Consider the following 25,748-nt stretch of genomic DNA (forward strand, 5'->3'; position numbering starts at 1 on the left):
ATGGTAACCATTCGTTTACAACGTGGTGGCGCGAAAAAGCGTCCGTTTTACCAGGTAGTAGTTGCTGACAGCCGTAACGCCCGTGACGGTCGTTTCATCGAGCGTGTTGGTTTCTTCAACCCGGTTGCTTCTGGTTCCGCTGACAAGCTGAACCTGGACCTGGCTCGCATCGAGCATTGGGTTGGTACTGGTGCCACTGTTTCTGACCGTGTTGCCAAGCTGATCAAAGACGCTGCTAAAGCTGCTTAATCAGCCAAACGGTAGGGAGTTAAGGTGGATAAACCTATAGTTCTGGGCACCCTGGGTACCGTATACGGCATCAAGGGCTGGCTGAAAGTGAACTCCTTCACCGATGTTGCCGAAGCGATTTTCGATTACAAACCCTGGCTGATTCATCAGAACGGGGAGTGGCGTGAACTCAAGGTTTCGGCCTGGAAGCGTCACAACAAGGGTCTGATCTGCAAGCTCGATGGTATCGATGTGCGCGAGGATGCCCTGGCATTGACCAATGTCGAGATTGGCGTACCCGCCGATCAGTTGCCTGGTCTGCCCGACGGTGAGTTCTACTGGCGTGACCTGATAGGTTGCTCTGTGATGACCACCAAGGGATATGACCTTGGCAAGGTGACCGAATTGATGGAAACCGGCTCCAACGATGTGTTGGTGGTTGAAGCCAATGTAAAAGATGCCTTTGGCGCAAAGGAGCGGTTGATTCCGTTCCTGGAAGAGCAGGTGATCAAGAATATTGATCTGACTGCTCGCACAATCGAAGTTGATTGGGATCCTGGTTTCTAGTTTCCCGCGGTAACAGAGTATCGGAGGTTTCTTATGTGGATTGGGGTGATTAGCCTCTTCCCGGAAATGTTCCGAGCCATTACCGAATACGGGGTAACGGGTCGGGCCGTCAAGAGTGGCCTGCTGCAGATTGAGTGCTGGAACCCCCGGGACTTTACCCACGACAAACACCGTACGGTCGACGATCGTCCTTATGGTGGTGGGCCCGGCATGTTAATGATGGTTCAGCCGCTGCGTGATGCAATTCATGCGGCCAAGCAAGCGGCGGGAGACGGGGCGAAAGTCATCTATCTCTCCCCTCAGGGGCGCAAGCTGACTCAAGCGGGCGTAACCGAGTTGGCGACGGATCAGAAATTGATCCTGATTGCCGGTCGATACGAAGGTATCGATGAGCGCGTGATACAAACCGAAGTCGATGAAGAGTGGTCTATCGGCGATTACGTGCTAAGTGGTGGCGAGTTGCCTGCCATGACCCTGATCGATGCGGTTTCGCGTCTGGTCCCAGGGGTATTGGGGGATCAGGCCAGTGCCGAGCAGGACTCCTTTACGGATGGCTTGCTGGATCATCCCCACTACACTCGGCCAGAGGTGTTGGATGGATTGGCGGTGCCAGAGGCGCTGACAAGCGGCAATCACGAAGTGATTCGACGCTGGCGGCTCAAGCAATCGCTCGGACGAACCTGGCAACGTAGGCCGGAACTTATTAACAACCTAGCTCTGACTGACGAGCAAGAATCACTTCTTGCCGAGTATGTCCGCGAAGTGCGTGACAGCGTTAAGTAGAGTTTTCAGTTTATCCTAGGTAAGGAAAGACAATGAGCAAGATTATTCAGCAGCTTGAACAAGAGCAACTGCGTAGCGACATCCCGGCTTTTGCCCAGGGCGATACCGTACGTGTTCAAGTGCGCGTTAAAGAAGGTGGTAAAGAGCGTCTGCAGGCTTTCGAAGGCATCGTCATTGCCAAGCGTAACCGCGGTCTGCACTCTGCTTTCACCGTTCGCAAGATCTCCAACGGCGAAGGTGTTGAGCGTGTATTCCAGACTCACTCTCCGCTGATCCACAGTGTAGAACTGAAGCGTCGTGGTGATGTTCGCCGCGCCAAACTGTACTACCTGCGCAACCTGTCCGGCAAAGCTGCTCGTATCAAAGAGAAGCTCAACTAATTCAATTAGAATTGGTGTCGATTTATCGACGGATAGTGAAAAGGCTCGCCAATGGCGAGCCTTTTTTGTTGCTGGCGTTGGACCTGGAAGGCTAGGCGTCGACTCGCACCACTGAGTTGTCCCGCCCAAACGGGCCTGGCACGTACGCATCTGCCGCCCAGTCGTTATCGTAACGACTCTCTCCATCGGAGTGGACCAGTTGATAGCAGTACTCGAAGTGGCTGGGGCCATCGGTGGGGAGATTGAGGGTTGCCTTGAACTCGCCACTTTTCATACGCTTGAGCTCGATCGGCTGCCACTGGTTGAACTCTCCCAGCAGCAATACCTGTTCGGCTCCTTCGGCGGCAACTTTCTCCACTGCGAAGGTGACTTTGACTTCCGGACGGGACTTGAGGAACTGCTTATTGATAGGCATGACGCCTCCTTGTCATTGGCTACGAAGAAACCAGATTGGTTATTTTTATACCAATTTATGACAAGGTGACAGATAAAGTCTCATTTGGGCAAGGCGAAGTGGCGCATCAGCAGGGCATGGGTGAAGGGGATCTTGAGATAGAAGCCCCTGGGCAGGGTCATGATCGGCTGGCCTGCCCTGCCGATGGCGCGAGTCAGCGCCTTGCTGTTGGCGGCTTTGGGACGGAGTTGCATGACTTGACCATGGCGAGCACTGATCTGTTCCACCTCACCCAGCACTATCATGTCCATCAACTCCTCCCAGTCCTGGCGCAGCAGGGCATTCTCCTCGGCGCTGGGGATCCACAACAGTGGCATGCCGACCCGTCGCTCTCCTATCGGGATATCGCGGCTGCCTTCGACCGGGATCCAGAGCACCCGCGACAGCTTGTTGCGCACATTGGAGTCCTCCCAGCGCTGACCACTGATACCAACCAGCGGCGCCACGCAGACGAATGTGGTCTCCAGCGGCTTACCTTTTGGATCCACCGGTATTGTCTTGAGTTCTATGCCCAGCTCAGGGAAATCCTGTTCCGGCCTGCTGCCGGCACTGGCACCCAACTGCCACTCGATGAGCTGACCAACCCAGCCCTTGTCCCGGCGCAGGTCCCGCGGCACCTTGATGCCAGTCTTAGCCGCCAGCTGGGCCAGGGTGAAACCGGCGATGGCATGGGCACGGGCCAGCAACTCCTGTTCTGACTGGGGGGGCGTGGGTGAAGGCATGGGTTCTCCTGTGGTGAAGAGGGGGGATCCGTGATCCGATCGGGATCTGCTGATTTTATCAGCAGTGTGCCGAACGGAATAAGTAAGAGGGGCATAATGGAAGCCGCTTACTTATCATCATGATTTTAAATGATTTTGATGATGAAATCTGGCTTTGTTGTTATCAGGATCTTCATGTCATGAACTTGTCCAAGGGTTTGCCCTGCTTGTTACACATAGTTATCCACAGAAAACTTGGATAACTGATCTCCATGGGGAGCGCTTCCCACTTTAAGAGAAAAAAAATGTGATCCAACCGCTTTTTTGGCCGGGATCCTGGCGAGATAGAGGTCAGGCCTTGTGGATAAATCCATCTTGATGGATCTTTGAGCACCCAGACTTGTTCACAATCTGGATCCGGGATCCTGTGGTTGCAAAACCATGGATCTTGATCCAGTTGTTTATAGTTATTTATATGTATTTAAAGAAGTTATTCTTATCTCATCCAAGAGGGATATCACTGTTCGTCAGGGATCTCGTTTGTTAGTATGTGTGGGTATACCCGTTTGCTCACAGTGTTATGCACAGTTAGCGTGAGCAACTCCTGGATGAGGATCCCTGAGTTTGTTTATAACTTGGGTTGAAATAGAAAGTTATTCATGATTCGCGGGATGTAACCGCCGTTTGCTGCCAAGGGGTGAATGTGGAACAATCTCCTTATAGATTCAGCCTTTATAAGGTGATCACGTGATAGATGGTGACGGGTTTCGTCCCAATGTCGGCATCGTGATCTGTAACCGCGAAGGACAAGTTCTGTGGGCTAAGCGCTATGGACAGCACTCCTGGCAGTTTCCCCAGGGGGGAGTGGATGAGGGTGAGACACCAGAGCAGGCCATGTTTCGGGAATTGTATGAGGAGATTGGCCTCAAGCCCGAGGATGTGACCATACTGGCTATCAGCCGTAACTGGCTCAAATATCGCTTACCCAAACGTCTTGTCCGTTGGGACAGTTCACCGGTCTGTGTTGGCCAAAAACAGAAATGGTTTCTGCTGCAGTTGAATTCAGGTAGTGAGTCGCACATTCAATTTGGCTGTTATGGTCATCCTGAATTTGATGACTGGCGCTGGGTCAGCTTCTGGTATCCGGTTCGCCAGGTCGTCTCCTTCAAGCGGGAAGTGTATCGCCGGGTGATGAAGGAGTTTGCCCCGCTGGCGATGCCAGTGGCGCAGCAGGTCAGTAACAAGAAGGAAGGACGGCGCCACCGTTCTCGCTAAGGAGCAGAGTATTTGCTGACGGAATTGAGACGTATCGTCGAGAGCATGGCTCAGGCCAACACCCTCGAGCAGTCACTGGAAGCATTGGTGGGCCAGACCCGGCTCGCCATGCAGGTATCCTGCTGTTCCGTTTACGTCTCCGAACCCGAGGCTCGCTGCTACCGGCTGGCAGCCACTGACGGCCTCGCGCAAGCGGCCGTCGGCAAGACCACGCTGCCGTTCGAGCAGGGTATCGTCGGTTTGGTCGGTCAGCGCGAAGAGCTGATCAACCTGGCCGATGCCCCCTCCCACCCCAGTTTCAAGTTTCTACCCGATGTGGCAGAGGAGGCGTTTCGCTCTTTCCTCGGCGCCCCCATCATGCATCAGCGTCAAGTGGTGGGTATCCTGGTGGTGCAACAGAAAGAGAGCCGGCTCTTTGACGAGAGCGAGGAGTCTTTCCTTGTGACGCTGGCCGCCCAGCTGGCGGCCCGGATCGCCCATGCCCAGACCAAGGGCTGGTTGCAGAAAACCGACTGGAGCAAGCCACTGCGCGGCATTGCTGGCGCCAGTGGTATTGCCATTGCCAAAGCCTGGGTCTGGCGCCCGCGCAAGGCGCTCAATACCATCAACCCGCGCAAGGACGAGGATCACCAGGCTCAGTTGGCCCGTCTCGAGGAGGCGGTCGCAGAGGTACGGCACGATCTGGAGAGTCTGGCGCTGCGTTTTCGCGAGAGTTACAGCCAGGATTCGGTCGCCATCTTCGATATCTATCTGCATCTGCTCGATGATCCCAGCTATATCAAGCCAATCCGTCATAAGGTCAGCAAGGAACACTGGACTGCGGTCTCCGCGGTCAAGTTGGTCAGCGATCGCCTGATCGATCAGTTCCGGGGCATGAAGGATCCCTATCTGCGGGAGCGCTCCACCGATGTGAAGGACATAGCCCAGCGGCTGATCAGCCGTCTGGTGCAGAATGAGCCCGAACATTTCACCATAGGTGAACCCGTCATTCTGGTGGCGGATGAGGTGACCGCCACCATATTGGCCGAGATCCCGCGAGAGTTTTTGAGCGGTGTGGTGTCGCTCAAGGGGGGAACCAACTCCCACGCCGCCATATTGGCGCGGGCCATGGGCATCACTGCCATCATGGGGGTCGAGCTGCCGCTTGGTGACATAGGCGGCCGTCCGCTCATCCTGGATGGTTACAGCGGCGATCTCTTCATCGAACCCAGTGCGCTGCTGCTGACCGAATACCGCCAGTTGCTTGATGAGGAGCGGGCCCTCGACACGCTGGTTCGCACTGTCGATAACCTGCCGTCCGAGACGGCGGATGGCGTCAAGGTCTCCTTGCTGCTCAACGCCGGGCTCAGTGCCGACACCGAGATATCCCTCAATCAACTGGCCGACGGGGTTGGGCTCTATCGCACCGAAATCCCCTTCATGCTGCAAGACAGTTTCCCCTCGGAGATGGAGCAGACTGCGCGTTATCGCGGTATTCTCGAAACCTATCGCGACCGTCCCGTCTGCATGCGCACCCTGGATGTGGGGGGCGATAAACCATTGCCTTACTTCCCTATCGTCGAAGAGAACCCCTTCCTTGGCTGGCGGGGGATCCGGCTCACCCTGGATCACCCCGAACTGTTCCTGGTCCAGCTCAAGGCGATGCTGCGAGCAAGCGAAGGCTTGGACAACCTCACCATCATGCTGCCGATGATCAGCAGCGTGGGAGAGATAAAAGCCTCTCGTCGCCTGCTCGATCAGGCCTGGCGGGAAGTCTCTGAAGAGGCCGCGACCCGCGGGGCCGCCATCAATTACCCCAGCCTTGGCGCCATGATAGAGGTGCCTTCCGCCCTCTACATCTTGCCGGAGATGGCGCCTCTCATCGACTTCTGGTCTGTGGGCAGCAACGATCTGACCCAGTACCTGCTGGCGGTAGATCGCAACAATGCCCGGGTGGCCAACATCTATGATGCCTTCCATCCGGCGGTGATCCGAGCCTTGCAACTGCTGGTTGATGCGTCCCACCAATACAAAAAACCGGTGTCGGTCTGCGGCGAGCTGGCTGGCGATCCTGTCGGTGTCCTGCTGTTGCTGGCCATGGGTTATCGCCGGTTCAGCATGAATACCCACAACATAGCCCGCATCAAGTATGTGTTGCGCCAGTCGACGTTGAGCGAACTGACCAGCCTGCTGGCCGAGGGGCTCAAACACGACAATCCCCATGTGTTGCGTGGCCTGTTTGCCCGCTATCTGGAAGAACAGGGCCTGGGTGGCCTGCTGCGAGCAGGTCACAAGCCCTAACTGATTAACATCAAACCTTGTCCCCCTGCGAGATTGATCGCAAAATGCGGCTTTTCGTTTGACAGAGACGCTTATGCAGCACGATGGATATTGGGTTTTCTCACAGATTGATCCCATCGCATTCAGCCTGGGGCCGTTGTCGGTACGCTGGTATGGCCTCATGTACTTGGTCGGCTTCGCCTTTGCCATGTGGCTGGCTGGCCGCCGCGCCGATGCACCCAACAGTGGCTGGACCCGCAACGAGGTCTCGGATCTGCTCTTCTACGGCTTCCTCGGGGTGATCCTGGGGGGGCGAGTCGGTTACGTACTCTTCTACAACTTCGATCTCTTCCTGGCCGACCCTCTCTATCTGTTCAAGATCTGGACTGGTGGCATGTCGTTCCACGGCGGCCTGATTGGCGTCATTACCGCCATGATCTGGTTTGCCCACAAGACCCAGCGTCACTTCTTCACGGTTGCAGATTTCGTCGCGCCGCTGATCCCGTTCGGACTGGGGGTTGGCCGTATCGGCAACTTCTTGAACGGCGAGCTTTGGGGTCGCGTCACCGATGTGCCCTGGGCCATCATATTCCCGGAGGCAGGCCCCGAGCCGCGCCACCCATCCCAGCTCTATCAGTTTGCCCTGGAAGGGGTGGTGCTCTTCATCATCCTCAATCTGTTCTGGCGTAAGCAGCCGCCCCGGGGCGCCATTTCGGGGCTCTTCCTATTCTGCTACGGGTTGTTCCGCTTCCTGGTGGAGTTCGTGCGCCAACCCGATGCGCAACTTGGTCTTTATTTCCAGGAGATCAGCATGGGGCAGATCCTCTCCACTCCGATGATATTGGCCGGTGCCATCATGGTCTGGGCCGCCTACAAGCAGCCTCGCCTGTTCGGTAATGCCGCCAAGGAGGCAAAATGAGAGCTTACCTCGACTTGATGCAGAAGATCCTGGATGAGGGCACGGTCAAATCCGATCGCACCGGTACTGGCACGGTTTCTCTGTTTGGGCATCAGATGCGCTTCAATCTGGCCGAGGGATTCCCGCTGGTCACCACCAAGAAGTGCCACCTGAGATCCATCATTCACGAGCTGCTTTGGTTCCTCAATGGCGATACCAATACCGCCTATCTCAAGGAACATGGCGTCAGCATCTGGGATGAGTGGGCCGATGAGAACGGCGATCTTGGCCCTGTCTATGGCGCCCAATGGCGCTCCTGGCCGGCGGCTGATGGTACCGCTGTCGATCAGATCCAGAAGGCCATTGATGACATCAAGCAGAATCCGGACTCTCGCCGTATCATCGTCTCGGCCTGGAACGTGGGTGAGCTGGATAAAATGGCACTGGCCCCCTGTCATGCCTTCTTCCAGTTCTATGTGGCGGACGGCAAGCTATCCTGCCAGCTCTACCAGCGCAGTTGCGACGTATTCCTGGGGTTGCCCTTCAACATCGCCAGCTATGCCCTGCTGACCCATATGATGGCCCAGCAGTGCGATCTGGAGGTAGGTGACTTCGTCTGGACCGGCGGTGATGTACACCTCTACTCCAACCACATGGAGCAGACGGCGCTGCAACTCTCCCGGGAACCGCGCTCGCTGCCGCAACTGGTTATCAAGCGTAAACCGGACTCCCTGTTCGACTACCAGTTCGAGGATTTCGAGATCCAGGGATACGATCCACATCCTGGCATCAAGGCGCCCGTCGCCATCTAATATTAAGGCGCCTGCGGGCGCCTTTTTCATCCCTTCATTTATGCAATAACGTAGATATTCATTCAGTATGTAAGTCAGTGGCTGCCTGAGTTTTTCACTGGCATGTGCATGCTTATAGTCGCTTATTGGTGTTTTGCTTTCGGTTTTTCCGTTGATTTAGGCTGTAAGAAACGATTTTTCATTGTTCTAATCCCTGTCTAGACTGGATCCAATAGAATTTTGGGGGGATAGCTTGACCATGAGTGATGTATTTAAACGCTTTCTGAAACTGGAGTCCGCTTCGGGGATTATTCTGATCCTGGCGGCGCTGGTTGCTATCTTGCTTGCCAACTCCAGTCTGGCCGATGCCTATCAGGCCTTCCTCAATACCCGGGTCCAGGTGCGCATCTCGGCGCTGGACATCAACAAACCCCTGCTGCTCTGGATCAACGATGGCTTCATGGCCATTTTCTTCCTGCTGGTCGGGCTGGAGGTGAAGCGGGAGATGATGGAAGGGGCGCTCTCTTCCAGGGAACAGGCGACCTTCCCGGCCATTGCTGCCGTGGGGGGCATGCTGGTGCCTGCCTTGCTCTACTCCTTCTTCAACTATTCGGATGAGGTGACCCGGGCTGGCTGGGCCATACCGGCGGCCACCGACATTGCCTTCGCCCTCGGCGTTATGGCTCTGCTAGGCAAGCGGGTACCCACCAGTCTCAAGGTCTTCCTGCTGGCGCTGGCCATCATGGACGATCTGGGCGTCATCATCATCATCGCTCTCTTCTACACCCAGCAGCTGTCGTTGGCGGCATTGGCCGTGGGACTGGTGGCAACCCTGACGCTGGTATGGATGAACCGCCGCGGAGTGGATCGCATCTCCCTCTACATGTTGGTCGGGTTGGTGCTCTGGGTGGCCGTGCTCAAATCCGGCGTCCATGCCACGCTCGCCGGGGTGATCGTCGGTTTCCTGATCCCTCTCAAGGGAGAGCGTCACCTCTCGCCGCTCAAACATCTGGAACACCAGCTCCATCCCTGGAGTGCCTACCTGATATTGCCCCTGTTCGCCTTTGCCAATGCGGGGGTCTCCCTCGATGGCATTGGGCTGGATACCCTGCTCAGCCCTGTACCCATGGGCATCATGCTGGGTCTGTTCGTAGGCAAGCCACTGGGGGTATTCACCATCAGCTGGCTGTCGGTGCGTCTGGGCCTCGCCCAGTTGCCACCCGGGGTTAACTTCCGCCAGATCTTTGCGGTCAGCATCCTGTGCGGCATCGGGTTTACCATGTCGATGTTCATTGCCTCCCTGGCATTCGAGCACGGCGGCATGGACTATGGCAGCTACTCGCGCCTGGGCATACTGGTTGGTTCCACCCTGGCTGCCGTGGTGGGCTATGTTGCCTTGCGCTTGTCCCTGCCCAAGGGGATCGCCGACCAGAGTACGGAGGGGTTATGAAGAAAACATTGATGGTATTGATGCTGCTCGGGCCTGCCACGGCCTGGGCCAGCGGGCTGGAACAATGCAAGCAGGATGCCGTTTCGCCTGACTGCTCCGCTTATCTCGATGGCGTAGTGGATGGCGCCCTGGGCATGGGAGATCAGCAAGCTCGTGCCCGTTTTGGGGAAACCTTCCAGGAGCGGGCGCTGCGCAGCCGGGTCGGTGAGCGACTCAAGCATGACAACAAACGCTACTGTGGCCAGCGTCGACCCGATGCCGCCAAGTTGAAACAGACCTTGATTAACCAGTTCGCGGCAAACAAGGTTGACTCGGTCAGTGACATGTATGACATTCTGGCGGTTGAACTCAGCTGCTACCGGAGTCCGCGCAGCGCGGAAACCCTATCGGATGTCACACCTTAACTACAATCACCTCTATTATTTTTGGATGACTCAGAAGAAGGGCTCCGTCACTCAGGCGGCGGAGGCTCTTTTCCTGACGCCCCAGACGGTTACTGGCCAGATCAAGTTGCTGGAGCATCGGCTGGGGGGCAAGTTGCTCAAGCGCAAGGGGCGCTCTCTTGAGGCCACCGAGTTGGGGCAGTTAGTGTTTCGTTACGCTGACAAGATGTTCAGCCTCTCCTACGAGATGCTGGATATCGTCAATTACCGCAAGGAGAGCCAGATACTGTTCGACGTCGGTATCGCCGATGCACTCTCCAAGCGCCTGGCTAGCCGTGTGCTGCTCTCCGTCATACCCAATGATGGCTCCATCCATCTGCGCTGCTTCGAATCGACCCACGAGCTGCTGCTCGAACAATTGAGCGAGCACAAGCTCGACATGATCCTCTCTGACTGCCCAGTGGACTCCAGCCAGCATGCTGGCCTGCTTTCCAAACGACTCGGTGGCTGCGGGGTCAGCTTCTTTTGCAAGGCACCGCTGCCGGAAAAGCCTTTTCCCGCTTGTCTGGAGGAGCGCAAGTTGCTCATCCCGGGTCGCCGCACGGCCATGGGACGTCAGCTGACCCAGTGGTTTGAGCAACAAGGTATCTCCCCCAGTATTTTGGGGGAATTTGATGATGCCGCGCTGATGAAGGCTTTCGGCTTCTTCAATCAGGGCATCTTCATGGCACCCACTATCTACCGGGAAGAAATACTGGAGGGGGAGGGCGTCATGCTGCTCGGCGAGACCCAGGATCTGATGGAGGAGTATTACGTCATCTTCGCGGAACGCATGATCCAGCACCCTGCGGTCAAGCGGGTATGCGAGAGTGATTTCTCTTTCCTGTTTGCCGGACAGGAGAATTTTTCCACCATACAGCCGGCCAGCCTGTCGTTTTAAATTGAGGCCAGTCAAGGTATTATCCCGACTTGCGTCAAGAGGAGTACGGCATGGATCTGGAAGCGATGGAAGCGAATGCGGGGAGGGCGGTGGCCTTGCTCAAGGCGCTGGCCAACGAGAGAAGGCTGTTCATTCTCTGTCAGCTGCTGGACAAGGAGTTGTCGGTCGGCGAATTGAACGAAGTCCTTGGCTTGAGCCAGTCAGCATTGTCACAACATCTGGCGGTACTGCGGCGAGATGAGCTAGTTGAGACGCGAAAAGAGGCCCAGACGGTCTATTATTCGCTACGCAGCCATGAGGTGCGCGAGATGATAGGTTTGTTGCACAAACTTTACTGCACGACAGATAAATAAAAAACCGGCACTGAGGCCGGTTTTTTTTGCTTTATTCAGCCGAAGCTGATTAAGCCATAGCTTTGATCTGGGCAGACAGGCGGCTCTTGTGACGAGCAGCTTTGTTCTTGTGGATCAGGCCTTTGGTAGCCATGCGATCCATGATCGGCTGAGCGGTAGCGAAAGCAGCAACGGCAGCAGCTTTGTCGCCAGAAGCGATTGCAGCAATTACTTTCTTCAGATAAGTACGGGTCATGGAACGACGGCTAGCGTTGTGTTGACGACGTTTCTCTGACTGAATCGCGCGCTTCTTAGCAGATTTGATATTAGCCAAGGTAAAACTCCTAAAACTGTCTTAGCGAGTGTATTGAAAAGGCCCGGAAATATGCCTTCTCAACCACATATTGTCAAATGATTTGTGCAAATAAACACCGCCCCCCGGTGGTGTGTCAGTTGGGAGGCGGTTAAACTGTCGGCCGATTCTAGCAGCATTCTTTTCATTCTGACAGTTCCAGAGGCCTCGTCTTGAGTAAGAAATTGATCAAATCCGGTATGATAGTGTCCTCAATGACACTGGTATCCCGCGTGATGGGCTTGGTTCGCGATGTGGTTATCGCCAATCTGCTCGGCGCAGGAGCGGCTGCCGATGTCTTCTTCTTTGCCAATCGCATTCCCAACTTCCTGCGGCGGCTCTTTGCCGAAGGTGCCTTCAACCAAGCCTTCGTCCCGGTCATGACCGAGTACAAGAAAAATGGCGATGAGCGGGAGGTGCGCGAGTTGCTTGCGGCGGTGGCGGGGACCCTTGGTGGCATAGTGACCATAGTGACTCTGTTTGGGGTGCTGGGCTCTGGCGTGTTGACTGCCCTGTTTGGCTGGGGCTGGTTCTGGGATTGGTTGCATGGTGGCCCGGCGGCCGAGAAGTTCGAGCTGGCCAGTTTGATGCTCAAAATAACTTTTCCTTATCTCTGGTTTATCACCTTCACCGCCATGGCGGGGGCCATCCTCAATACCTTCGGCCGCTTCGCCGTCTCCTCTTTCACTCCCGTCTTTCTCAACATCACCATGATAGCGTCGGCCTGGTGGATAGCGCCGCTGATGGAGAGGCCGGAGCTCTCCCTGGCGATCGGGGTCTTTTTGGGCGGCCTGGTGCAGTTTCTATTCCAGTATCCTTTCCTGCGCCAAATCAACATGCTGGTATGGCCCAAGTGGGGCTGGCACCATCCTGGGGTGGTCAAGATCCGCACCCTGATGATCCCGGCACTGTTCGGGGTATCGGTCAGCCAGATCAACTTGCTGGTCAACACCATGCTGGCCTCTTTCCTCGCGACCGGGGCCATCAGCTATCTCTACTACTCGGATCGCCTGCTGGAATTCCCCTTAGGCCTGTTTGCAGTGGCCATCAGCACAGTCATCCTGCCTGCGTTGGCCAAGAAGCATGTGGATTCAGATCCCGCCGATTTTTCCCGCACCATGGATTGGGGGGTGCGCATGGTGATGCTGCTCGGCCTGCCGGCCATGATAGGGATTGCCATCTTGCGTGAACCCATACTGCGGGTGCTCTTCATGCGCGGTGAGTTCGGTCTGCACGAGGTTGCCATGTCCAGCGCCAGTCTGCTGGCGTCGACCACTGGCCTGCTCTCCCTGATGCTGATCAAGGTGCTGGCCCCCGGCTACTATGCACGTCAGGACACCAAGACCCCGGTGCGGATCGGCATCATGGCCATGGTGACCAATATGGTGTGCAACCTCATCTTCATCTACCCCCTCGGCTATGTGGGATTGGCGCTGGCGACCGCCTGTGCCGGCACCCTGAACGCAGCCCTGCTGTTTAAAGGCCTCTATCAGCAGAGTGTCTATCGTCCATCCCGTCAAACCGGGGTCTTCTGCCTCAAGTTATTGGCGGCGACCTTGATGATGGGGGGCCTACTTGGCTACCTGTCACCGGATCTTGCCCAATGGGGGGCTTGGAGCATGGCCAAGGCCAGTTGGGAGCTGACGCTGTTGTTGCTGATGGGAGGCGGCGTCTACGGGATCTGCCTGCTGATGCTCGGAATTCGACCACGACACCTGAAATCCAGCCGCGAGGGCTGATCCAGACCGCTGCCTGATATATAATCCGGCGATTTCGACAGCAGCAGAACACAAGGCACTGATGGAGCTTATCCGCGGTATTCACAATCTCAAGCCCCGTCACGAGGGCTGTGTGTTGACCATTGGCAACTTTGATGGGGTCCATCAGGGTCACCAGGCGGTGTTGACGCGCTTGCAGGAGAAGGCTGCCGCTCTTGGGCTGCCAGCCTGCGTCATGCTGTTTGAGCCTCAGCCCCTGGAGCTGTTTGCAGGGGATGACGCGCCCGCTCGCCTCTCCCGCCTGCGAGAGAAGGTAGAGGCGCTGGCGGCACTGCACATAGACCGCCTGCTTTGCGTGCGTTTTAGCCGCGAGTTTGCCGCCCAGTCCGCCGACATCTTTATCAAGCAGCTGCTGGTCGAGAAGCTCGGGGTTCGCTACCTGGTGGTGGGGGATGATTTCCGCTTCGGTAAGGGCCGGGAGGGGGATTTTCAACTGCTGCAACAAGCCGGACGCCGTCACGGTTTCGAGGTGGTCAGCACCCAGAGCTTCCAGCTTGCCCGCCAGCGGGTCAGCAGCACCCTAGTGCGGGAAGCCCTCAGCGCGGGCCGCCTGGCCGAGGTGGAACTGATGCTCGGTCGTCCCTATGCCATCACTGGCCGGGTGGCTCATGGTGACAAGCTGGGACGCACCATAGGTTTTCCGACGGCCAACCTTGCCCTCAAGCGCCGGGTCAGCCCGGTCGGTGGCGTGTTTGCGGTGGAAGTGGTATGTTCCGGCAATCTATTCCCCGGCGTTGCCAATGTGGGTGTGAGGCCGACATTGAGCGGCTCGCAGGCCAGATTGGAAGTACATTTATTTGATTTTTCTGGCGATCTCTACGGTCAACAGGTCAAGGTGCTGCTTCGCCACAAACTGCGCGAAGAGCAAAAATTTGCCTCTTTCTCCGCCTTGAAAGAGCAGATCGAACGAGATGCCCAGGCAGCCCGAGCCTGGTTTGGGCTGCCGTTATTCAATTTACCCAGCACTCTTTTAGAAAAGAAGGGAACCCAGGACTGATGAGCGACTATAAACACACCCTGAATCTTCCGGAAACCGAGTTCCCGATGCGTGGCGATCTGGCCAAGCGCGAACCCGGTATGCTCAAGCGTTGGTACGATCAGGATCTCTACGGGGCAATTCGCCGCGCCAAAGCGGGCAAGCCTTCATTCATCCTGCATGACGGCCCTCCCTATGCGAACGGCAGCATTCACATTGGTCACTCGGTCAACAAGATCCTAAAAGACATCATCATCAAGTCCAAGGGGCTGTCCGGTTTCGACTCCCCCTATGTGCCGGGTTGGGACTGCCATGGTCTGCCCATCGAGCTGAAAGTGGAAGGCAAGGTTGGCAAGCCTGGCGTCAAGGTTTCCGCTGCCGAATTCCGCGCCGAGTGTCGCAAGTACGCCAAGACCCAGATTGAGGCCCAGAAGACCGACTTCGTCCGTCTGGGTGTGCTGGGGGATTGGGAGAAGCCCTACCTGACCATGGACTTTGGCACCGAAGCCAACATCATCCGCTCCCTGGCCAAGATCGTCGACAACGGCCATCTGCACAAGGGCTCCAAGCCGGTGCACTGGTGTACCGACTGTGGCTCCGCCCTGGCTGAAGCCGAAGTGGAATATTACGACAAGGACTCCCCCTCCATCGATGTGCGCTTCAAGGCCGTCGACGAGGCTGACGTGGCAGCCAAGTTCGACTGCGCCGAGGGCCATTATGGCCGTGGCGCGCTCTCCGTCGTTATCTGGACTACCACCCCCTGGACCCTGCCGGCCAACCGCGCCGTCGCGCTGCATGCGGATCTGGACTATGCCCTGGTCCAGGTTGAAGGTGAGCACCCGGAGCGCCTGATCCTGGCCGCCGACCTGGTCAAGGACGTGATGGACCGAGCCGGTATCGATCACTTCCACAATCTGGGTTATGCCAAGGGCACGGCCCTTGAGCTGCTGCGCTTCAAGCACCCCTTCTACAGCTTCGATGTCCCTGTGGTACTGGGTGAGCACGTTACCCTCGATGCCGGTACCGGCGCGGTGCACACTGCGCCTGGTCACGGTCAGGAAGACTTCGTGGTCGGCCAGAAGTATGGTCTGGAAGTGGCTAACCCCGTTGGCAGCAATGGGGTTTATCTGCCGGATACCCCGTTGTTCGCCGGTCAGCATGTCTTCAAAGCCAATACCGCAGTGGTAGAAGTGCTCAAGAGTCATGGCGCTTTGCTCCATCACAAGGTGTTCAACCACTCCTACCCGCATTGCTGGCGTCACAAGACCCCGATCATCTTCCGTGCCACCCCCCAGTGGTTCATCAGCATGGAGCAGCAAGGGCTGCGCAAGCAGGCGCTGGCCGAGATCGAGCGCATCGAGCAAGATGGCATCGCGCAGCAGGGTCAGAGCGGCTGGGTACCGGCCTGGGGCAAGAACCGCATCCAGGCCATGGTCGAGAATCGCCCGGACTGGTGTATCTCCCGTCAGCGTACCTGGGGTGTGCCCATCTCCCTGTTCGTTCACAAAGAGACCCAGCAGCTGCACCCGGAATCCGTGCACCTGATGCACGAAGTTGCCAAGCGGGTCGAGCAAGAAGGCATCCAGGCCTGGTGGGATCTGGACAAGGCCGATCTGCTGGGCAGCGATGCCGACAACTACGACAAGGTGCCTGACACCCTGGATGTCTGGTTTGATTCGGGCTCGACCCACTCCTCTGTGGTCGCTGCACGCCCCGAGTTCAACGGCCACTCCGCCGATCTCTATCTGGAAGGTTCGGATCAGCACCGTGGCTGGTTCATGTCTTCCCTGATGATAGGGGTGGCCATGAATAACAAGGCGCCCTACAACCAGGTGCTGACTCACGGCTTCACCGTCGATGGTCAGGGTCGCAAGATGTCCAAGTCCATCGGTAATGTGGTCAGTCCTCAGGATGTGATGAATAAGCTGGGTGCCGACATACTGCGTTTGTGGGTAGCCAGCACCGACTACACCGGCGAGATGACGGTCTCCGACGAGATCCTCAAGCGTAGCGCCGATGCCTATCGCCGTATCCGCAATACCGCCCGCTTCCTGCTGGCCAACCTCAGCGGTTTCAATCCGGCAACCGACATGGTGGCGCCTGCCGACATGGTCGTGGTGGATCGCTGGGCCGTGGGCCGGGCTCAGGCTGTCCAAGCCGAGATCATCGAAGCTTATGAGTCCTACAACTTCCATGGCGTGACTCAGAAGTTGATGCAGTTCTGCTCCATCGAGATGGGTTCCTTCTATCTGGATGTGATCAAGGATCGCCAGTACACCGCCAAGGCCGATGGTCTGGCGCGTCGCTCCTGCCAGAGTGCCCTCTACCACATCGCCGAGGCCATGGTTCGCTGGATGGCGCCCATCATGAGCTTCACCGCCGATGAGATCTGGGCTCTGCTGCCGGGTGAGCGTACTGAGTTCGTGTTCACCGAAGAGTGGTATGACGGCCTCTATGGCCTGGCTGCCGGTGAGCAGATGGGGGATGAGTTCTGGGCCGAAATCCTGACCGTGCGCGGTGAGGTGAACAAGGCCCTGGAAGCCGCCCGTGGTGAGAAGCGTATCGGTGGTTCTTTGCAGGCCGAGCTGACCCTGTTCGCCAAGCCTGCTCTGGCCGAACGTCTCAATGCCCTGAGCGACGAGCTGCGTTTCGTGCTGCTCACCTCCAAGGCCAACGTGGTCCTGGCAGACCGCATGCCGGAAGGCAGCGTTGCGACCGAGCGTGACGATTTGTGGCTGAATGTGGCCCAGTCTGCGGCCGCCAAGTGCGATCGCTGCTGGCACCATGTGGAAGACGTGGGCACCATAGCCGGTCACGAAGAGATCTGTGGCCGCTGCGTTAGCAACGTTGAGGGTGACGGCGAAGCTCGTCAATTTGCCTGATGAAGATGACTCATGAAAAGAGTGGCCTGCGCTGGCTGTGGCTGGCGGTTGTGGCCTTCATGCTTGACCAGGCGACTAAGTTGGCCGTGGTCAAGATGCTGCCGTTTGGCTACCCGGGGGTGGAGATTGCCCCCTTCTTCAATCTGGTGCATGTCTACAACAAAGGGGCGGCATTTAGCTTCCTGGCCGATCAGGGGGGCTGGCAGCGCTGGTTCTTCGCTCTGTTGGCCTTTGCTATCTGTGGCCTGCTGATGCATTGGCTGCGCAAGCAGCCGGTGACCATGCGCTGGAGCGGTATCGCCTATTCCCTGATCATCGGCGGGGCCCTTGGCAACGTCTTTGATCGGCTGGTACTGGGTCATGTGGTCGATTTCCTCGATTTCTACTGGCAGCGTTCCCACTGGCCTGCGTTCAACTTGGCTGACAGCTTCATCTTCATCGGTGCGACCATGATAGTGCTGGAAGGTTTTCGAGGCGAAAAGGCGGCGAACAAGCAAGGCAAGGAGTCGTTATGAGCAAGCTCATCAGCCATGACAGTACTGTGCTGTTCCACTTCACCATCAAGCTGGAAGATGGCTCCGTCGCCGACAGCACTCAGTTGCACGGCAAACCGGCCCGTCTGACCATGGGGGATGGCAGTCTGACTGATACCTTTGAGCAGTGCTTGCTGGGCCTGCGGCAAGGGGAGGCCAAGAGCTTCACCTTGGCGCCGGAGCAGGCATTTGGTCTGTCCAACCCGGACAACATCTATCATCTGGACAGGGCCAAGTTCGGCGCGGATGTGGAGCCCAAGGTTGGCGCCATCATCGTCTTCGACCAGCCCAATGGCGGCGAGCTGCCCGGCATAGTGCGGGCGGCGGAAGGCGCGTCGGTGACGGTTGATTTCAACCATCCACTGGCGGGACATACCGTCACCTTCGAGGTGGAAATCCTGGCCGTTGATGATGTGAAAGAGGTGCTCTGATCGTGGATATTCTGCTGGCTAACCCCCGTGGTTTCTGCGCGGGTGTCGATCGTGCAATCAGCATAGTCGAGAGCGCGTTGGAAAAATTCGGTGCTCCCATCTACGTGCGCCACGAGGTGGTACACAACCGCTATGTAGTGAACAAGCTCAAGGACGCGGGTGCTGTTTTTGTCGAGGAGTTGGATGAGGTGCCGGATGACAGCATCGTCATCTTCTCGGCCCATGGCGTGGCCAAGACAGTGCGCGAGATGGCAAAATCCCGTGCTCTCAAGGTGTTCGATGCCACCTGCCCGCTGGTGACCAAGGTGCATATGGAAGTCCACCGTGCCAGTCGCAAAGGCTCCGAGGCCGTGCTCATCGGCCATGCAGGCCATCCTGAGGTGATCGGCACCATGGGACAGTATGAAAACCCTGAGGGCGGCATGTATCTGGTGGAGACGCCGCAGGACGTGGCCAATCTCAAGGTGAAGAACCCGGATGATCTCTGCTTTGTCACCCAGACCACCTTGAGTGTGGATGAGACCTCGGATGTCATCGATGCACTGCGCAAGCAGTTCCCCAAGATCCAGGGGCCGCGCAAGGACGACATCTGCTACGCCACCCAGAACCGCCAGGATGCGGTGCGGGAGATGGCCGGGCTGGTGGAAGCCATGCTGGTGGTCGGTTCGCGCAACTCCTCCAACTCCAATCGCCTCCGTGAGCTGGCCGAGAAAGTGGGGGCCCGTGCCTACCTCATCGATGATGCTTCCATGATAGATCCTGGCTGGCTGGAGGGGGTCAAGGCCATAGGCGTTACTGCTGGCGCCTCGGCTCCTGAGGTGTTGGTGAAGAACGTCATAGCCCGCCTGCGTGAGCTGGGCGGCAAGATCGTTGCGGAACACCCGGGGCGCGAAGAGAACGTGGTGTTCGAAGTGCCCCCTGAACTTAGAATTATTTAGTTAGCCCTGATCAGGCTTAAGAACAAAGTGTGAAGATACTGACGCCAGGTTTGTTGCAATGACAAATCTGGCGTTAGACTAAGAAATATTCAATCGCCAAGGATGGGTCATGATTGGGTCTTTTCGAGGTTTTTCTCTCATTGAACTGATGATCGTGGTCGCCATAGTGGCGATCCTCGGTGCAATCGGTTACCCCTCTTATCAGCGCTATGTGCTGTCTAGCCACCGTGTTGAAGCCAAAAAGATGCTGTTGGATGCCGCTAACCGGCAAGAAACCTATTTTATGGACTTTAACCGCTATACCTCAGCGGCTGGCTCTCTCAACATTCCTGACGTTTCTGATTCCGGCTACTACCATCTGGTGATCTCTGCCGCAGCGAATAGTTACATTCTGTTTGCAACGGCATCAGGTGCTCAGGGGAGAGACAGTGACTGCATTATCTTTTCCCTCGATCAAGATGGTGCTACACAGGCAGAAAATCTGGCCGGGAATCAAAACGATGAATGTTGGTAAGAGATAATGTTAACCACCACTCCTCCGAGAAGATGTCAATCCCAGCGTGGTTTTAGCCTGCTGGAAGTGATGATTGCCGCTGTGATCCTCTCTTTTGGGTTACTGGGTCTGGTGGCCATGCAGGCCACTGCCAAATTCTCCAGTTACGAATCCCGTCAACGCACTATTGCCAGCTGGCTCGCCAACGATCTGGTCGAGAGGGTGAGGATCAACAAAGATAGCTGGTCGGGTCAAACAGTTGACCTGATCTCCGGAGGCACTAATCAGGCCCTTCCTGGATGCGCCAACGCTGATGGCACCATGGCCGCGTGCAGCCGCAGCGACTTGCGCAACCTAGACCTCTTTTACTGGCAACAGTCGCTATTGGGCGCCGGGGTATCGGGGGCAGCCTCTTCCTTGCAGGCCCCTGTAGGCTGCGTAATACGGGGTGCTAACAATAGTCTCACTGTCGGTATCTTCTGGCGTGGCAAGGAGGCGCTGTCCGATGGAGCCAGTGCCGTGGCCGATGTTCGGGACGACTGTGGGGTGGATGATGTGGAAGATAACCAAAGGCGTCAGTTTGTCCTGACGACGACGCTATGAAGTCCGGGGGATTCACGTTGATTGAGTGGCTGATCGCCATGGTGATTGGCGTGTTTCTGGTGGGCGGCGGACTGAGTATCTTTGTGGTGTCTCGATCCACTACCGAAGACTCCTTTGACCAGAGTGAACTGCAGGAAAATGGCCGAGTGGCAATGCGCTTGTTGACCCAGGATCTGAAATGGGCTGGCTTCTGGGGCGATTATACTGGTCTGCCTATGACGATAGGGCAGGGAGTGGCACTCAGCGCTGGATCTATCATTGCCAGCGCGAGTGATTGCCTTGATGAGTTGGGACGCGGTAGCTTGCCGTCTGCGACAGGCTCTATGCGTCCGCTTTGGGTAGTGCGTGTTGATAATAACAAGCTAATAGCAGGTGGGGCCTTTGCCTGTATTCCCGCAGCGTCACGCATGGCTAATACTGATGTTGTCAGTATAAAACGCTTGATTGGTCGCCCTTTGGCCGATGGGGTAGCCACCGGAAACCGTTTTTACCTTGCGACAACAACTCAAACTGCCCAGATGTTTAAAGGGGGTGAGGTTGTGCCAAGTGATGCTGCCATGCCAGCGCGTCAACTATGGGAATACCAGCATTTTGTCTATTACCTCTCCCCAAATACAGCGACAGGTAATCCAGAGCTGAGAAAGCGTTACCTGACCGCAAATGGTGGGTCACTTCTCATTGGTGGTGCCATGGCTGAAGGGATCGAGAGGCTGAGTGTGCTGTTTGGTGTTGATGATAGCCTGGTACCGGACGGAACTATTGAGCGATATGTAGCGACAAATAATGTGACTGACCAAGAGTGGAGTGAGGGGCGTGTTATTGCCGCCAGAGTCTTTATTCTGGTGCGATCGCTACGCGCTTCGACCAGTTATGTAAATAACAATACCTATCAGGTTGGCACTGTCAGCGTGCAAGGGAATGGCGATGGCTTTCGTCGGCTGCTATTGGAGAGTAGCGTTTCCCTGCGCAACCCGGCGATGATCTTGGGGGGAGGGGCATGAAAACCCAGCGTGGTGTGGCGTTGATTGTTGCACTCTTTATCCTGCTGCCGTTGACCCTGATTGCCGTGGTGGTCATGCAGTCATCAGGCCAAGATCTCAAGATGGCGGGCTCTGCCGCCAGTTTACGTCAGGCTGAACATCAGCTTGAGGGAGTCATTGAGGCGGCCATGCGAAGCAACAATCTATCGACTCTGATCGCTAATATGGGCGCCAGTGCGGCTGTCAGTGTAAACAGCAGCAATGTCTCGACATCAGTTTCCTTGATAGATCGCTCAGAAACTGTGTGTAAACGAAAGTTCGATGCCAGCAGCCAGAATGTGATACCCGCCTGCAAATATGCTGAGATGCAAGCGGAGCTGAATTATGGCAAGCATGCTCGACCAATGGATTGGACTGTCGGGGTTGAGCAACCACTGCTCACCAAATAGGAGCAAGGATATGTGGTTACGCAAAGCTGGAGTGGCATTGTGCTGGAGCTGTCTGGTGCTGTGTGCAACGACCGTCAGGGCGGATGATACCGAACTGTTTATCTATGACTTCAATAAGGCTGGCGACTTCAGACCCAAGGTGCTGCTGATATTTGATAACTCCGGCAGCATGAGCGAAACCATGGAGCAGGTGAAAGAGTCTTATAATCCAGCGACAATCTATCCTCCTCTTGCCAGTGATCCAGATACGAATAGTAGTAAGAAATATATATATTTTTCGACAGATGGTTCGGTGCCAGAAATAACCAGTGCCAAGCGTTTTTCCGATAAGATAAATGCTTGTGCTACATCAAAAACACCATTGGCTAACGTAGGCTATTTTCAATCGCAAGTTTGGACCTATGAAGTCAACAATGGCACCCCTCCTGGACGTGGTCGAGGTGATTGGAATTCAATCAGTAATTATCGAGAAAGTAGTATATATTTGGTAGATTGCAAGCAGGACGTTCTCGCCAGTAATCCTGGAAACCCCTATATAGGGACCTGGTCCGTTGGGAGTGGATATCCAGTTGATAAAACAGGGAATAATAGCGGATCTTGGTTTTATACCACAAATATAAATAACTATGACAACGCCAGCAACACTAGCGTGCTACTATATTCTGCCAACTATATTCGCTGGTATTATGGGCCTACCGGCTTTTCTATTGAATCGAGGTTGCGCATTGCCAAGGATGCGGTAAGTGGGTTGATATCATCCACGCCAGGAGTTGATTTCGGTCTGGCGGTATTTAATCGAAATGATGATACTGATAACAATGGTGGTCGTATTTTAAGGGATATCCTAGGAAATGAGATAACCCTAGCAAATGGTAAAACGGGTGAGCAAGATCTGCTGGATAGAGTCGAAGGGTTGACAGCTAGTACCAATACACCTTTGTGTGAAACGTTGCGTGAGGCATATCAGTTTTTTGGTGGTAAGTCAGTCGTATATGGCTTGCAAGGCGGAACTCGAGATAAGTCCGCCGAGAATCCAGAGGGAACATATGAGGCACCCTATGATAACTGTTCAAATAATGGCTATGTCATTTATATCACCGATGGTGAACCGACCCAAGATACCTCTTCAGATACTTTCGTCCAGGGGTTGGTCAATACACTCACAACCGACGAGAAGGCGGCCTATGGCTCTACTGTTTCTTATGGTTCTGGGAATAACAAAAGGAGTAGTTATTTAGCTGCTTTGGCTGGTTATATGAAACACAAAGATGTTAATAGTGTGTCACCCGGAACTCAGACAGTAACGACCTTTACTGTGGGGTTTGGTGATGAGGCGATTACCGGTGCGGGGAATTTACTGGCAGAGGCAGCGAGAAGAGGCGGTGGTGAGTATTATCCTGCGACCAATGCGTCAGCATTAACTGATGCACTTAAATCATCGCTTTTAGCCATCCTTCGTATAAATACGTCTTTGGTGTCGCCGGCTATCGCCAGTAATAACTTTGACCGAACCCGGAGTCTTAGCAACATTTACTATGCTATGTTTGAACCCGACGATGGTCCTAGATGGCGTGGTAACCTAAAAAAATTAGAATTTTCTTCTGATGGTTATATCGTAGACAGCCGAGGATTACCAGCTATTAAGCCAGACGGGACTATCATCGATAGTGCTCAAACTTTCTGGTCATCTGGTCGCGATGGTAACAAGGTAGCAGAAGGGGGGGGCTCAAGAGATGTTGGCGGCGAAGAGCAATCGAAGTCTCCTTGTCATAAATAATGCACAAAACAGGTTGGATTCTTTTAGTAAGGCCAACTTGGTATCCCAAGCAGGAAGCGAAGCTGCCTTGATGGCCTTCATGAAGGTCAGTGATATCACAGATTTAGATAAGTTAATAAACTGGGCTAAAGGTGTCGATGTCGATGATGAGGATTTTGATGCCGCTACCCTTATCCGCAGCCATATCATGGGTGACCCACTTCATTCCCGTCCTTTGGTATTAAACTATGGCCCCCAATCTGGTAATCCAGCTGATGCTCCAGACTTAAGAATTTTGTTTGGGACAAATGCTGGTTTTCTGCATATGTTTAAAGATATGGGGAGTTCAATAGATGAGAGTTGGGCAACGATTCCTTATGAGTTCATGACAAATCAGCAAGCGCTACGTCTTAACACTGAATCGGCAGATCATATTTATGGAGTTGATTCATCTCCTGTAGCCTTGATAAAAGATACCAATAGAAATGGTGTTCTAAAATCATCAGAAGGAGACTTTGTCTGGGTCTTCACCGGACTTCGTAGTGGTGGTAAGGCTTATTATGCATTCGATATATCTTCACCAGACATCCCTAGCCTGAAATGGAATATTGATACGCAAAAAACAGGTTTTGGCAGTTTAGGGCTGACTTGGTCGGTGCCAGAGGTTGCCTTTATTCCAGGTGTGGCAGATCCCGTGCTGATATTTGCGGGTGGGTATGACGTTAACAAGGATGAGTTGGGCCTGGGAAGTGGGGATAGTCTGGGGCGCGGAATTTATATAGTGAGCTCGGTCAATGGCAAGTTACTATTCAGTGCCACACCCGGCGTGACTTCGACTAAAAACCTTCAGGTATCAGGCATGGACGACAGTATGCCCGGTTCTGTTGCCACACTTGATAGTGATGGTGATGGGAAAGTCGATAGAGTCTATGCAGGAGATACCGGAGGTAATATCTGGCGCATGGATATATTCACAGATGCCAATAACCCACAAGCGGCGTTGACTCTCAACCGGATCAGTATGATCAAGCTGGCAAGCTTGGGATCCGACAATGCCCAAGCCGATGACCGTCGCTTCTTTACACAACCTATAGTGGTGAGAACAATTAATAAGCAGGTCACTCGCACCGTCGTGGGAGGGGAGCCTAGATACTCCTACCAAGAGCGTCCCTTTGATGCAGTGCTGATCGGCAGTGGAGATCGTAACCGCCCCGCATCCGAGGCCACGGTGCGAAATGGTTACTTTATGTTGCGTGACTATGATGTGGCCGTAAGAAGTTCGGCTAGTGCTGTACCTCCTCCGATTCTCGCTTCCAATCTCTATGATGTAACTAACGATCCCTTGTCAGCACAGGCCACAGATGACGGCATACTGACGGTTAAAGCGGGGATAACCAGTGCCAAGGGCTGGGTAAACTGGCTCAACGAGCCTGGTGAAAAGTCCATGGGGGCCGGTGTGGTGCTGCAGGGGAAACTCTATTTCACTTCATTCTTGCCACAGATCCAGTCTTTCCAACAATGCACCATTCAGTCCATAGGGGCGGCTCGCCAGTACATGGTCGATATGCACTACGGCACCTCATTTAAATATGTGGTCGACCTGGATGGCAATAAAACGCCAGAAAGGTATGTCGAAGTGCAAAACAAGGTAGCCGATGATCTGGTCGTACATGCAGGAGATGACGCTAAAATCCGGATCATCGGGGGGGGGACCGGTGCTGAAGTTATCCTGAAAGATGACGGCAATGGTGAGCCAGAACGTTGCACCGGGGCTGGCGAGTGTGTCCAGGGGGCGGAAGAGGCTGAGATGGATATGTCGCCCAAGAAAATCTATCTGTATGAAGGAGAAACACCATGAGGCTTCTCTCTTGGATGGCACTTGGCCTGAGCATGCTTGGAGGGGCACAAGCCGCCGATATTAAGTGTTATGTCGAGTTGGCGAGTGGTCAGCGCGTGGTGTTACGGGGCACGATGGGAGACGCTTCCCCCATTGCAATACAAGGAAAATTCAAGGAGAAGGGATACGAAGTCAATGGCGTCATTCAACCTGTGAGCAAAGTGTTGGAGTGTCGGCCTGTGGGGGATGTATTTCAGTCGAAAGAAGCGAAGCTACAGGATGCGAATCAACTGAGATAG

At 55.2% G+C, this 25,748-nt stretch carries 28 protein-coding genes; 25 read left to right on the forward strand and 3 right to left on the reverse strand.

The window, feature by feature from the left end:
* From rpsP to rplS, 4 genes are read left to right on the forward strand one after another with little or no spacing between them, the layout of a single operon-like run.
* Complete coding sequence (gene rpsP, locus ACSMDR_RS12800) at positions 1–249, forward strand: 30S ribosomal protein S16 (RefSeq protein ID WP_005892422.1); 249 nt, start codon at positions 1–3, stop codon at positions 247–249.
* Between the two features lie 24 nt (positions 250–273).
* A complete protein-coding gene (gene rimM / locus ACSMDR_RS12805) occupies positions 274–795 on the forward strand; it encodes a ribosome maturation factor RimM (protein ID WP_436468501.1) in 522 nt (173 codons plus the stop codon).
* Positions 796–828: 33 nt separating this feature from the next.
* Positions 829–1,578, forward strand: a complete 750-nt coding sequence (trmD, locus tag ACSMDR_RS12810) for a tRNA (guanosine(37)-N1)-methyltransferase TrmD (RefSeq protein WP_005892420.1) — start codon at positions 829–831, stop codon at positions 1,576–1,578.
* A 32-nt stretch (positions 1,579–1,610) separates the two neighbouring features.
* Positions 1,611–1,958: a 50S ribosomal protein L19 gene (rplS, locus tag ACSMDR_RS12815; protein ID WP_005892418.1), complete on the forward strand. Its 348-nt coding sequence runs from the start codon at positions 1,611–1,613 to the stop codon at positions 1,956–1,958.
* A 91-nt stretch (positions 1,959–2,049) separates the two neighbouring features.
* On the opposite strand, the gene ACSMDR_RS12820 is transcribed toward rplS, so the two are convergent.
* Entirely contained in the window at positions 2,050–2,373 is a 324-nt protein-coding gene (locus ACSMDR_RS12820) for an isoamylase early set domain-containing protein (protein ID WP_436468502.1), read from the reverse strand.
* Positions 2,374–2,453: 80 nt separating this feature from the next.
* Complete coding sequence (gene mutH, locus ACSMDR_RS12825) at positions 2,454–3,134, reverse strand: DNA mismatch repair endonuclease MutH (RefSeq protein ID WP_436468503.1); 681 nt, start codon at positions 3,132–3,134, stop codon at positions 2,454–2,456.
* A 726-nt stretch (positions 3,135–3,860) separates the two neighbouring features.
* Here mutH and rppH point away from each other — a divergent pair.
* From rppH to ACSMDR_RS12865, 8 genes are all read left to right on the forward strand, one after another.
* Positions 3,861–4,388 (forward strand): RNA pyrophosphohydrolase, encoded by a 528-nt coding sequence (gene rppH / locus ACSMDR_RS12830; RefSeq protein WP_005892412.1) that lies wholly within the window; start codon positions 3,861–3,863, stop codon positions 4,386–4,388.
* Positions 4,389–4,400: 12 nt separating this feature from the next.
* Positions 4,401–6,668, forward strand: a complete 2,268-nt coding sequence (ptsP, locus tag ACSMDR_RS12835; protein ID WP_436468504.1) for a phosphoenolpyruvate--protein phosphotransferase — start codon at positions 4,401–4,403, stop codon at positions 6,666–6,668.
* A 73-nt stretch (positions 6,669–6,741) separates the two neighbouring features.
* A complete protein-coding gene (lgt, locus tag ACSMDR_RS12840) occupies positions 6,742–7,566 on the forward strand; it encodes a prolipoprotein diacylglyceryl transferase (RefSeq protein WP_436468505.1) in 825 nt (274 codons plus the stop codon).
* Positions 7,563–8,357, forward strand: a complete 795-nt coding sequence (thyA, locus tag ACSMDR_RS12845; protein WP_436468506.1) for a thymidylate synthase — start codon at positions 7,563–7,565, stop codon at positions 8,355–8,357. The genes lgt and thyA overlap by 4 nt, the downstream gene beginning before the upstream one ends.
* A gap of 238 nt (positions 8,358–8,595) precedes the next feature.
* Positions 8,596–9,786 carry a Na+/H+ antiporter NhaA gene (gene nhaA / locus ACSMDR_RS12850; RefSeq protein ID WP_005892402.1) on the forward strand — a complete coding sequence of 397 codons (1,191 nt, stop codon included), beginning with the start codon at positions 8,596–8,598 and terminating at the stop codon, positions 9,784–9,786.
* Positions 9,783–10,190 (forward strand): hypothetical protein, encoded by a 408-nt coding sequence (locus ACSMDR_RS12855; RefSeq protein ID WP_436468507.1) that lies wholly within the window; start codon positions 9,783–9,785, stop codon positions 10,188–10,190. Before nhaA ends, ACSMDR_RS12855 begins: the two co-directional genes overlap by 4 nt.
* Entirely contained in the window at positions 10,177–11,109 is a 933-nt protein-coding gene (gene nhaR, locus ACSMDR_RS12860) for a transcriptional activator NhaR (protein WP_005892303.1), read from the forward strand. Before ACSMDR_RS12855 ends, nhaR begins: the two co-directional genes overlap by 14 nt.
* A 50-nt stretch (positions 11,110–11,159) precedes the next feature.
* Complete coding sequence (locus tag ACSMDR_RS12865; RefSeq protein ID WP_005892300.1) at positions 11,160–11,462, forward strand: ArsR/SmtB family transcription factor; 303 nt, start codon at positions 11,160–11,162, stop codon at positions 11,460–11,462.
* Between the two features lie 49 nt (positions 11,463–11,511).
* Here the strand turns inward: ACSMDR_RS12865 and rpsT are convergent, their stop codons facing one another.
* Positions 11,512–11,775, reverse strand: coding sequence for a 30S ribosomal protein S20 (gene rpsT / locus ACSMDR_RS12870; protein WP_005892298.1), 264 nt, complete (start codon positions 11,773–11,775; stop codon positions 11,512–11,514).
* Between the two features lie 191 nt (positions 11,776–11,966).
* On the opposite strand from rpsT, the gene murJ reads away from it, so the two are divergent.
* The 13 genes from murJ (at position 11,967) to ACSMDR_RS12935 (ending at position 25,748) form a co-directional block, all read left to right on the forward strand.
* Positions 11,967–13,532 carry a murein biosynthesis integral membrane protein MurJ gene (murJ, locus tag ACSMDR_RS12875; RefSeq protein ID WP_436468508.1) on the forward strand — a complete coding sequence of 522 codons (1,566 nt, stop codon included), beginning with the start codon at positions 11,967–11,969 and terminating at the stop codon, positions 13,530–13,532.
* A 61-nt stretch (positions 13,533–13,593) separates the two neighbouring features.
* Entirely contained in the window at positions 13,594–14,568 is a 975-nt protein-coding gene (ribF, locus tag ACSMDR_RS12880; RefSeq protein WP_436468509.1) for a bifunctional riboflavin kinase/FAD synthetase, read from the forward strand.
* Positions 14,568–17,429 (forward strand): isoleucine--tRNA ligase, encoded by a 2,862-nt coding sequence (gene ileS, locus ACSMDR_RS12885; RefSeq protein ID WP_436468510.1) that lies wholly within the window; start codon positions 14,568–14,570, stop codon positions 17,427–17,429. The genes ribF and ileS overlap by 1 nt, the downstream gene beginning before the upstream one ends.
* Positions 17,429–17,944 (forward strand): signal peptidase II, encoded by a 516-nt coding sequence (lspA, locus tag ACSMDR_RS12890; protein WP_436468511.1) that lies wholly within the window; start codon positions 17,429–17,431, stop codon positions 17,942–17,944. Before ileS ends, lspA begins: the two co-directional genes overlap by 1 nt.
* Positions 17,941–18,393, forward strand: coding sequence for an FKBP-type peptidyl-prolyl cis-trans isomerase (fkpB, locus tag ACSMDR_RS12895; RefSeq protein ID WP_436468512.1), 453 nt, complete (start codon positions 17,941–17,943; stop codon positions 18,391–18,393). Before lspA ends, fkpB begins: the two co-directional genes overlap by 4 nt.
* Positions 18,394–18,395: 2 nt before the next feature.
* Positions 18,396–19,331 carry a 4-hydroxy-3-methylbut-2-enyl diphosphate reductase gene (gene ispH / locus ACSMDR_RS12900; RefSeq protein WP_436468513.1) on the forward strand — a complete coding sequence of 312 codons (936 nt, stop codon included), beginning with the start codon at positions 18,396–18,398 and terminating at the stop codon, positions 19,329–19,331.
* Between the two features lie 109 nt (positions 19,332–19,440).
* The gene (tppA, locus tag ACSMDR_RS12905) at positions 19,441–19,845 is read left to right on the forward strand and encodes a type IVa pilus pseudopilin TppA (protein ID WP_436468514.1); all 405 of its coding nucleotides are present in this window, start codon (positions 19,441–19,443) and stop codon (positions 19,843–19,845) included.
* A gap of 6 nt (positions 19,846–19,851) precedes the next feature.
* Complete coding sequence (gene pilV, locus ACSMDR_RS12910; protein WP_436468515.1) at positions 19,852–20,427, forward strand: type IV pilus modification protein PilV; 576 nt, start codon at positions 19,852–19,854, stop codon at positions 20,425–20,427.
* Between the two features lie 17 nt (positions 20,428–20,444).
* On the forward strand, positions 20,445–21,428 hold the full coding sequence (locus ACSMDR_RS12915) for a PilW family protein (RefSeq protein WP_436468516.1): 984 nt from the start codon (positions 20,445–20,447) through the stop codon (positions 21,426–21,428).
* Positions 21,425–21,856 (forward strand): type IVa pilus pseudopilin TppD, encoded by a 432-nt coding sequence (tppD, locus tag ACSMDR_RS12920; protein WP_436468517.1) that lies wholly within the window; start codon positions 21,425–21,427, stop codon positions 21,854–21,856. The genes ACSMDR_RS12915 and tppD overlap by 4 nt, the downstream gene beginning before the upstream one ends.
* 10 nt (positions 21,857–21,866) lie before the next feature.
* Positions 21,867–23,633, forward strand: a complete 1,767-nt coding sequence (locus ACSMDR_RS12925) for a hypothetical protein (RefSeq protein WP_436468518.1) — start codon at positions 21,867–21,869, stop codon at positions 23,631–23,633.
* Complete coding sequence (locus tag ACSMDR_RS12930) at positions 23,590–25,470, forward strand: pilus assembly protein (protein ID WP_436468519.1); 1,881 nt, start codon at positions 23,590–23,592, stop codon at positions 25,468–25,470. Before ACSMDR_RS12925 ends, ACSMDR_RS12930 begins: the two co-directional genes overlap by 44 nt.
* A complete protein-coding gene (locus tag ACSMDR_RS12935) occupies positions 25,467–25,748 on the forward strand; it encodes a TapY2 family type IVa secretion system protein (RefSeq protein WP_436468520.1) in 282 nt (93 codons plus the stop codon). The genes ACSMDR_RS12930 and ACSMDR_RS12935 overlap by 4 nt, the downstream gene beginning before the upstream one ends.

The organism is Aeromonas molluscorum, from assembly GCF_051376105.1.
Lineage (GTDB): Bacteria > Pseudomonadota > Gammaproteobacteria > Enterobacterales > Aeromonadaceae > Aeromonas > Aeromonas molluscorum.

Coding starts and splice junctions, on each gene's coding strand:
- rpsP (WP_005892422.1), top strand. CDS start 1: ATGGTAACCATTCGTTTACAACGTGGTGGCGCGAAAAAGCGTCCGTTT.
- trmD (WP_005892420.1), top strand. CDS start 829: ATGTGGATTGGGGTGATTAGCCTCTTCCCGGAAATGTTCCGAGCCATT.
- rplS (WP_005892418.1), top strand. CDS start 1,611: ATGAGCAAGATTATTCAGCAGCTTGAACAAGAGCAACTGCGTAGCGAC.
- ACSMDR_RS12820 (WP_436468502.1), bottom strand. CDS start 2,373: ATGCCTATCAATAAGCAGTTCCTCAAGTCCCGTCCGGAAGTCAAAGTC.
- mutH (WP_436468503.1), bottom strand. CDS start 3,134: ATGCCTTCACCCACGCCCCCCCAGTCAGAACAGGAGTTGCTGGCCCGT.
- lgt (WP_436468505.1), top strand. CDS start 6,742: ATGCAGCACGATGGATATTGGGTTTTCTCACAGATTGATCCCATCGCA.
- thyA (WP_436468506.1), top strand. CDS start 7,563: ATGAGAGCTTACCTCGACTTGATGCAGAAGATCCTGGATGAGGGCACG.
- nhaA (WP_005892402.1), top strand. CDS start 8,596: ATGAGTGATGTATTTAAACGCTTTCTGAAACTGGAGTCCGCTTCGGGG.
- ACSMDR_RS12855 (WP_436468507.1), top strand. CDS start 9,783: ATGAAGAAAACATTGATGGTATTGATGCTGCTCGGGCCTGCCACGGCC.
- nhaR (WP_005892303.1), top strand. CDS start 10,177: ATGTCACACCTTAACTACAATCACCTCTATTATTTTTGGATGACTCAG.
- ACSMDR_RS12865 (WP_005892300.1), top strand. CDS start 11,160: ATGGATCTGGAAGCGATGGAAGCGAATGCGGGGAGGGCGGTGGCCTTG.
- ribF (WP_436468509.1), top strand. CDS start 13,594: ATGGAGCTTATCCGCGGTATTCACAATCTCAAGCCCCGTCACGAGGGC.
- ileS (WP_436468510.1), top strand. CDS start 14,568: ATGAGCGACTATAAACACACCCTGAATCTTCCGGAAACCGAGTTCCCG.
- lspA (WP_436468511.1), top strand. CDS start 17,429: ATGAAGATGACTCATGAAAAGAGTGGCCTGCGCTGGCTGTGGCTGGCG.
- fkpB (WP_436468512.1), top strand. CDS start 17,941: ATGAGCAAGCTCATCAGCCATGACAGTACTGTGCTGTTCCACTTCACC.
- tppA (WP_436468514.1), top strand. CDS start 19,441: ATGATTGGGTCTTTTCGAGGTTTTTCTCTCATTGAACTGATGATCGTG.
- pilV (WP_436468515.1), top strand. CDS start 19,852: ATGTTAACCACCACTCCTCCGAGAAGATGTCAATCCCAGCGTGGTTTT.
- tppD (WP_436468517.1), top strand. CDS start 21,425: ATGAAAACCCAGCGTGGTGTGGCGTTGATTGTTGCACTCTTTATCCTG.
- ACSMDR_RS12925 (WP_436468518.1), top strand. CDS start 21,867: ATGTGGTTACGCAAAGCTGGAGTGGCATTGTGCTGGAGCTGTCTGGTG.
- ACSMDR_RS12930 (WP_436468519.1), top strand. CDS start 23,590: ATGTTGGCGGCGAAGAGCAATCGAAGTCTCCTTGTCATAAATAATGCA.
- ACSMDR_RS12935 (WP_436468520.1), top strand. CDS start 25,467: ATGAGGCTTCTCTCTTGGATGGCACTTGGCCTGAGCATGCTTGGAGGG.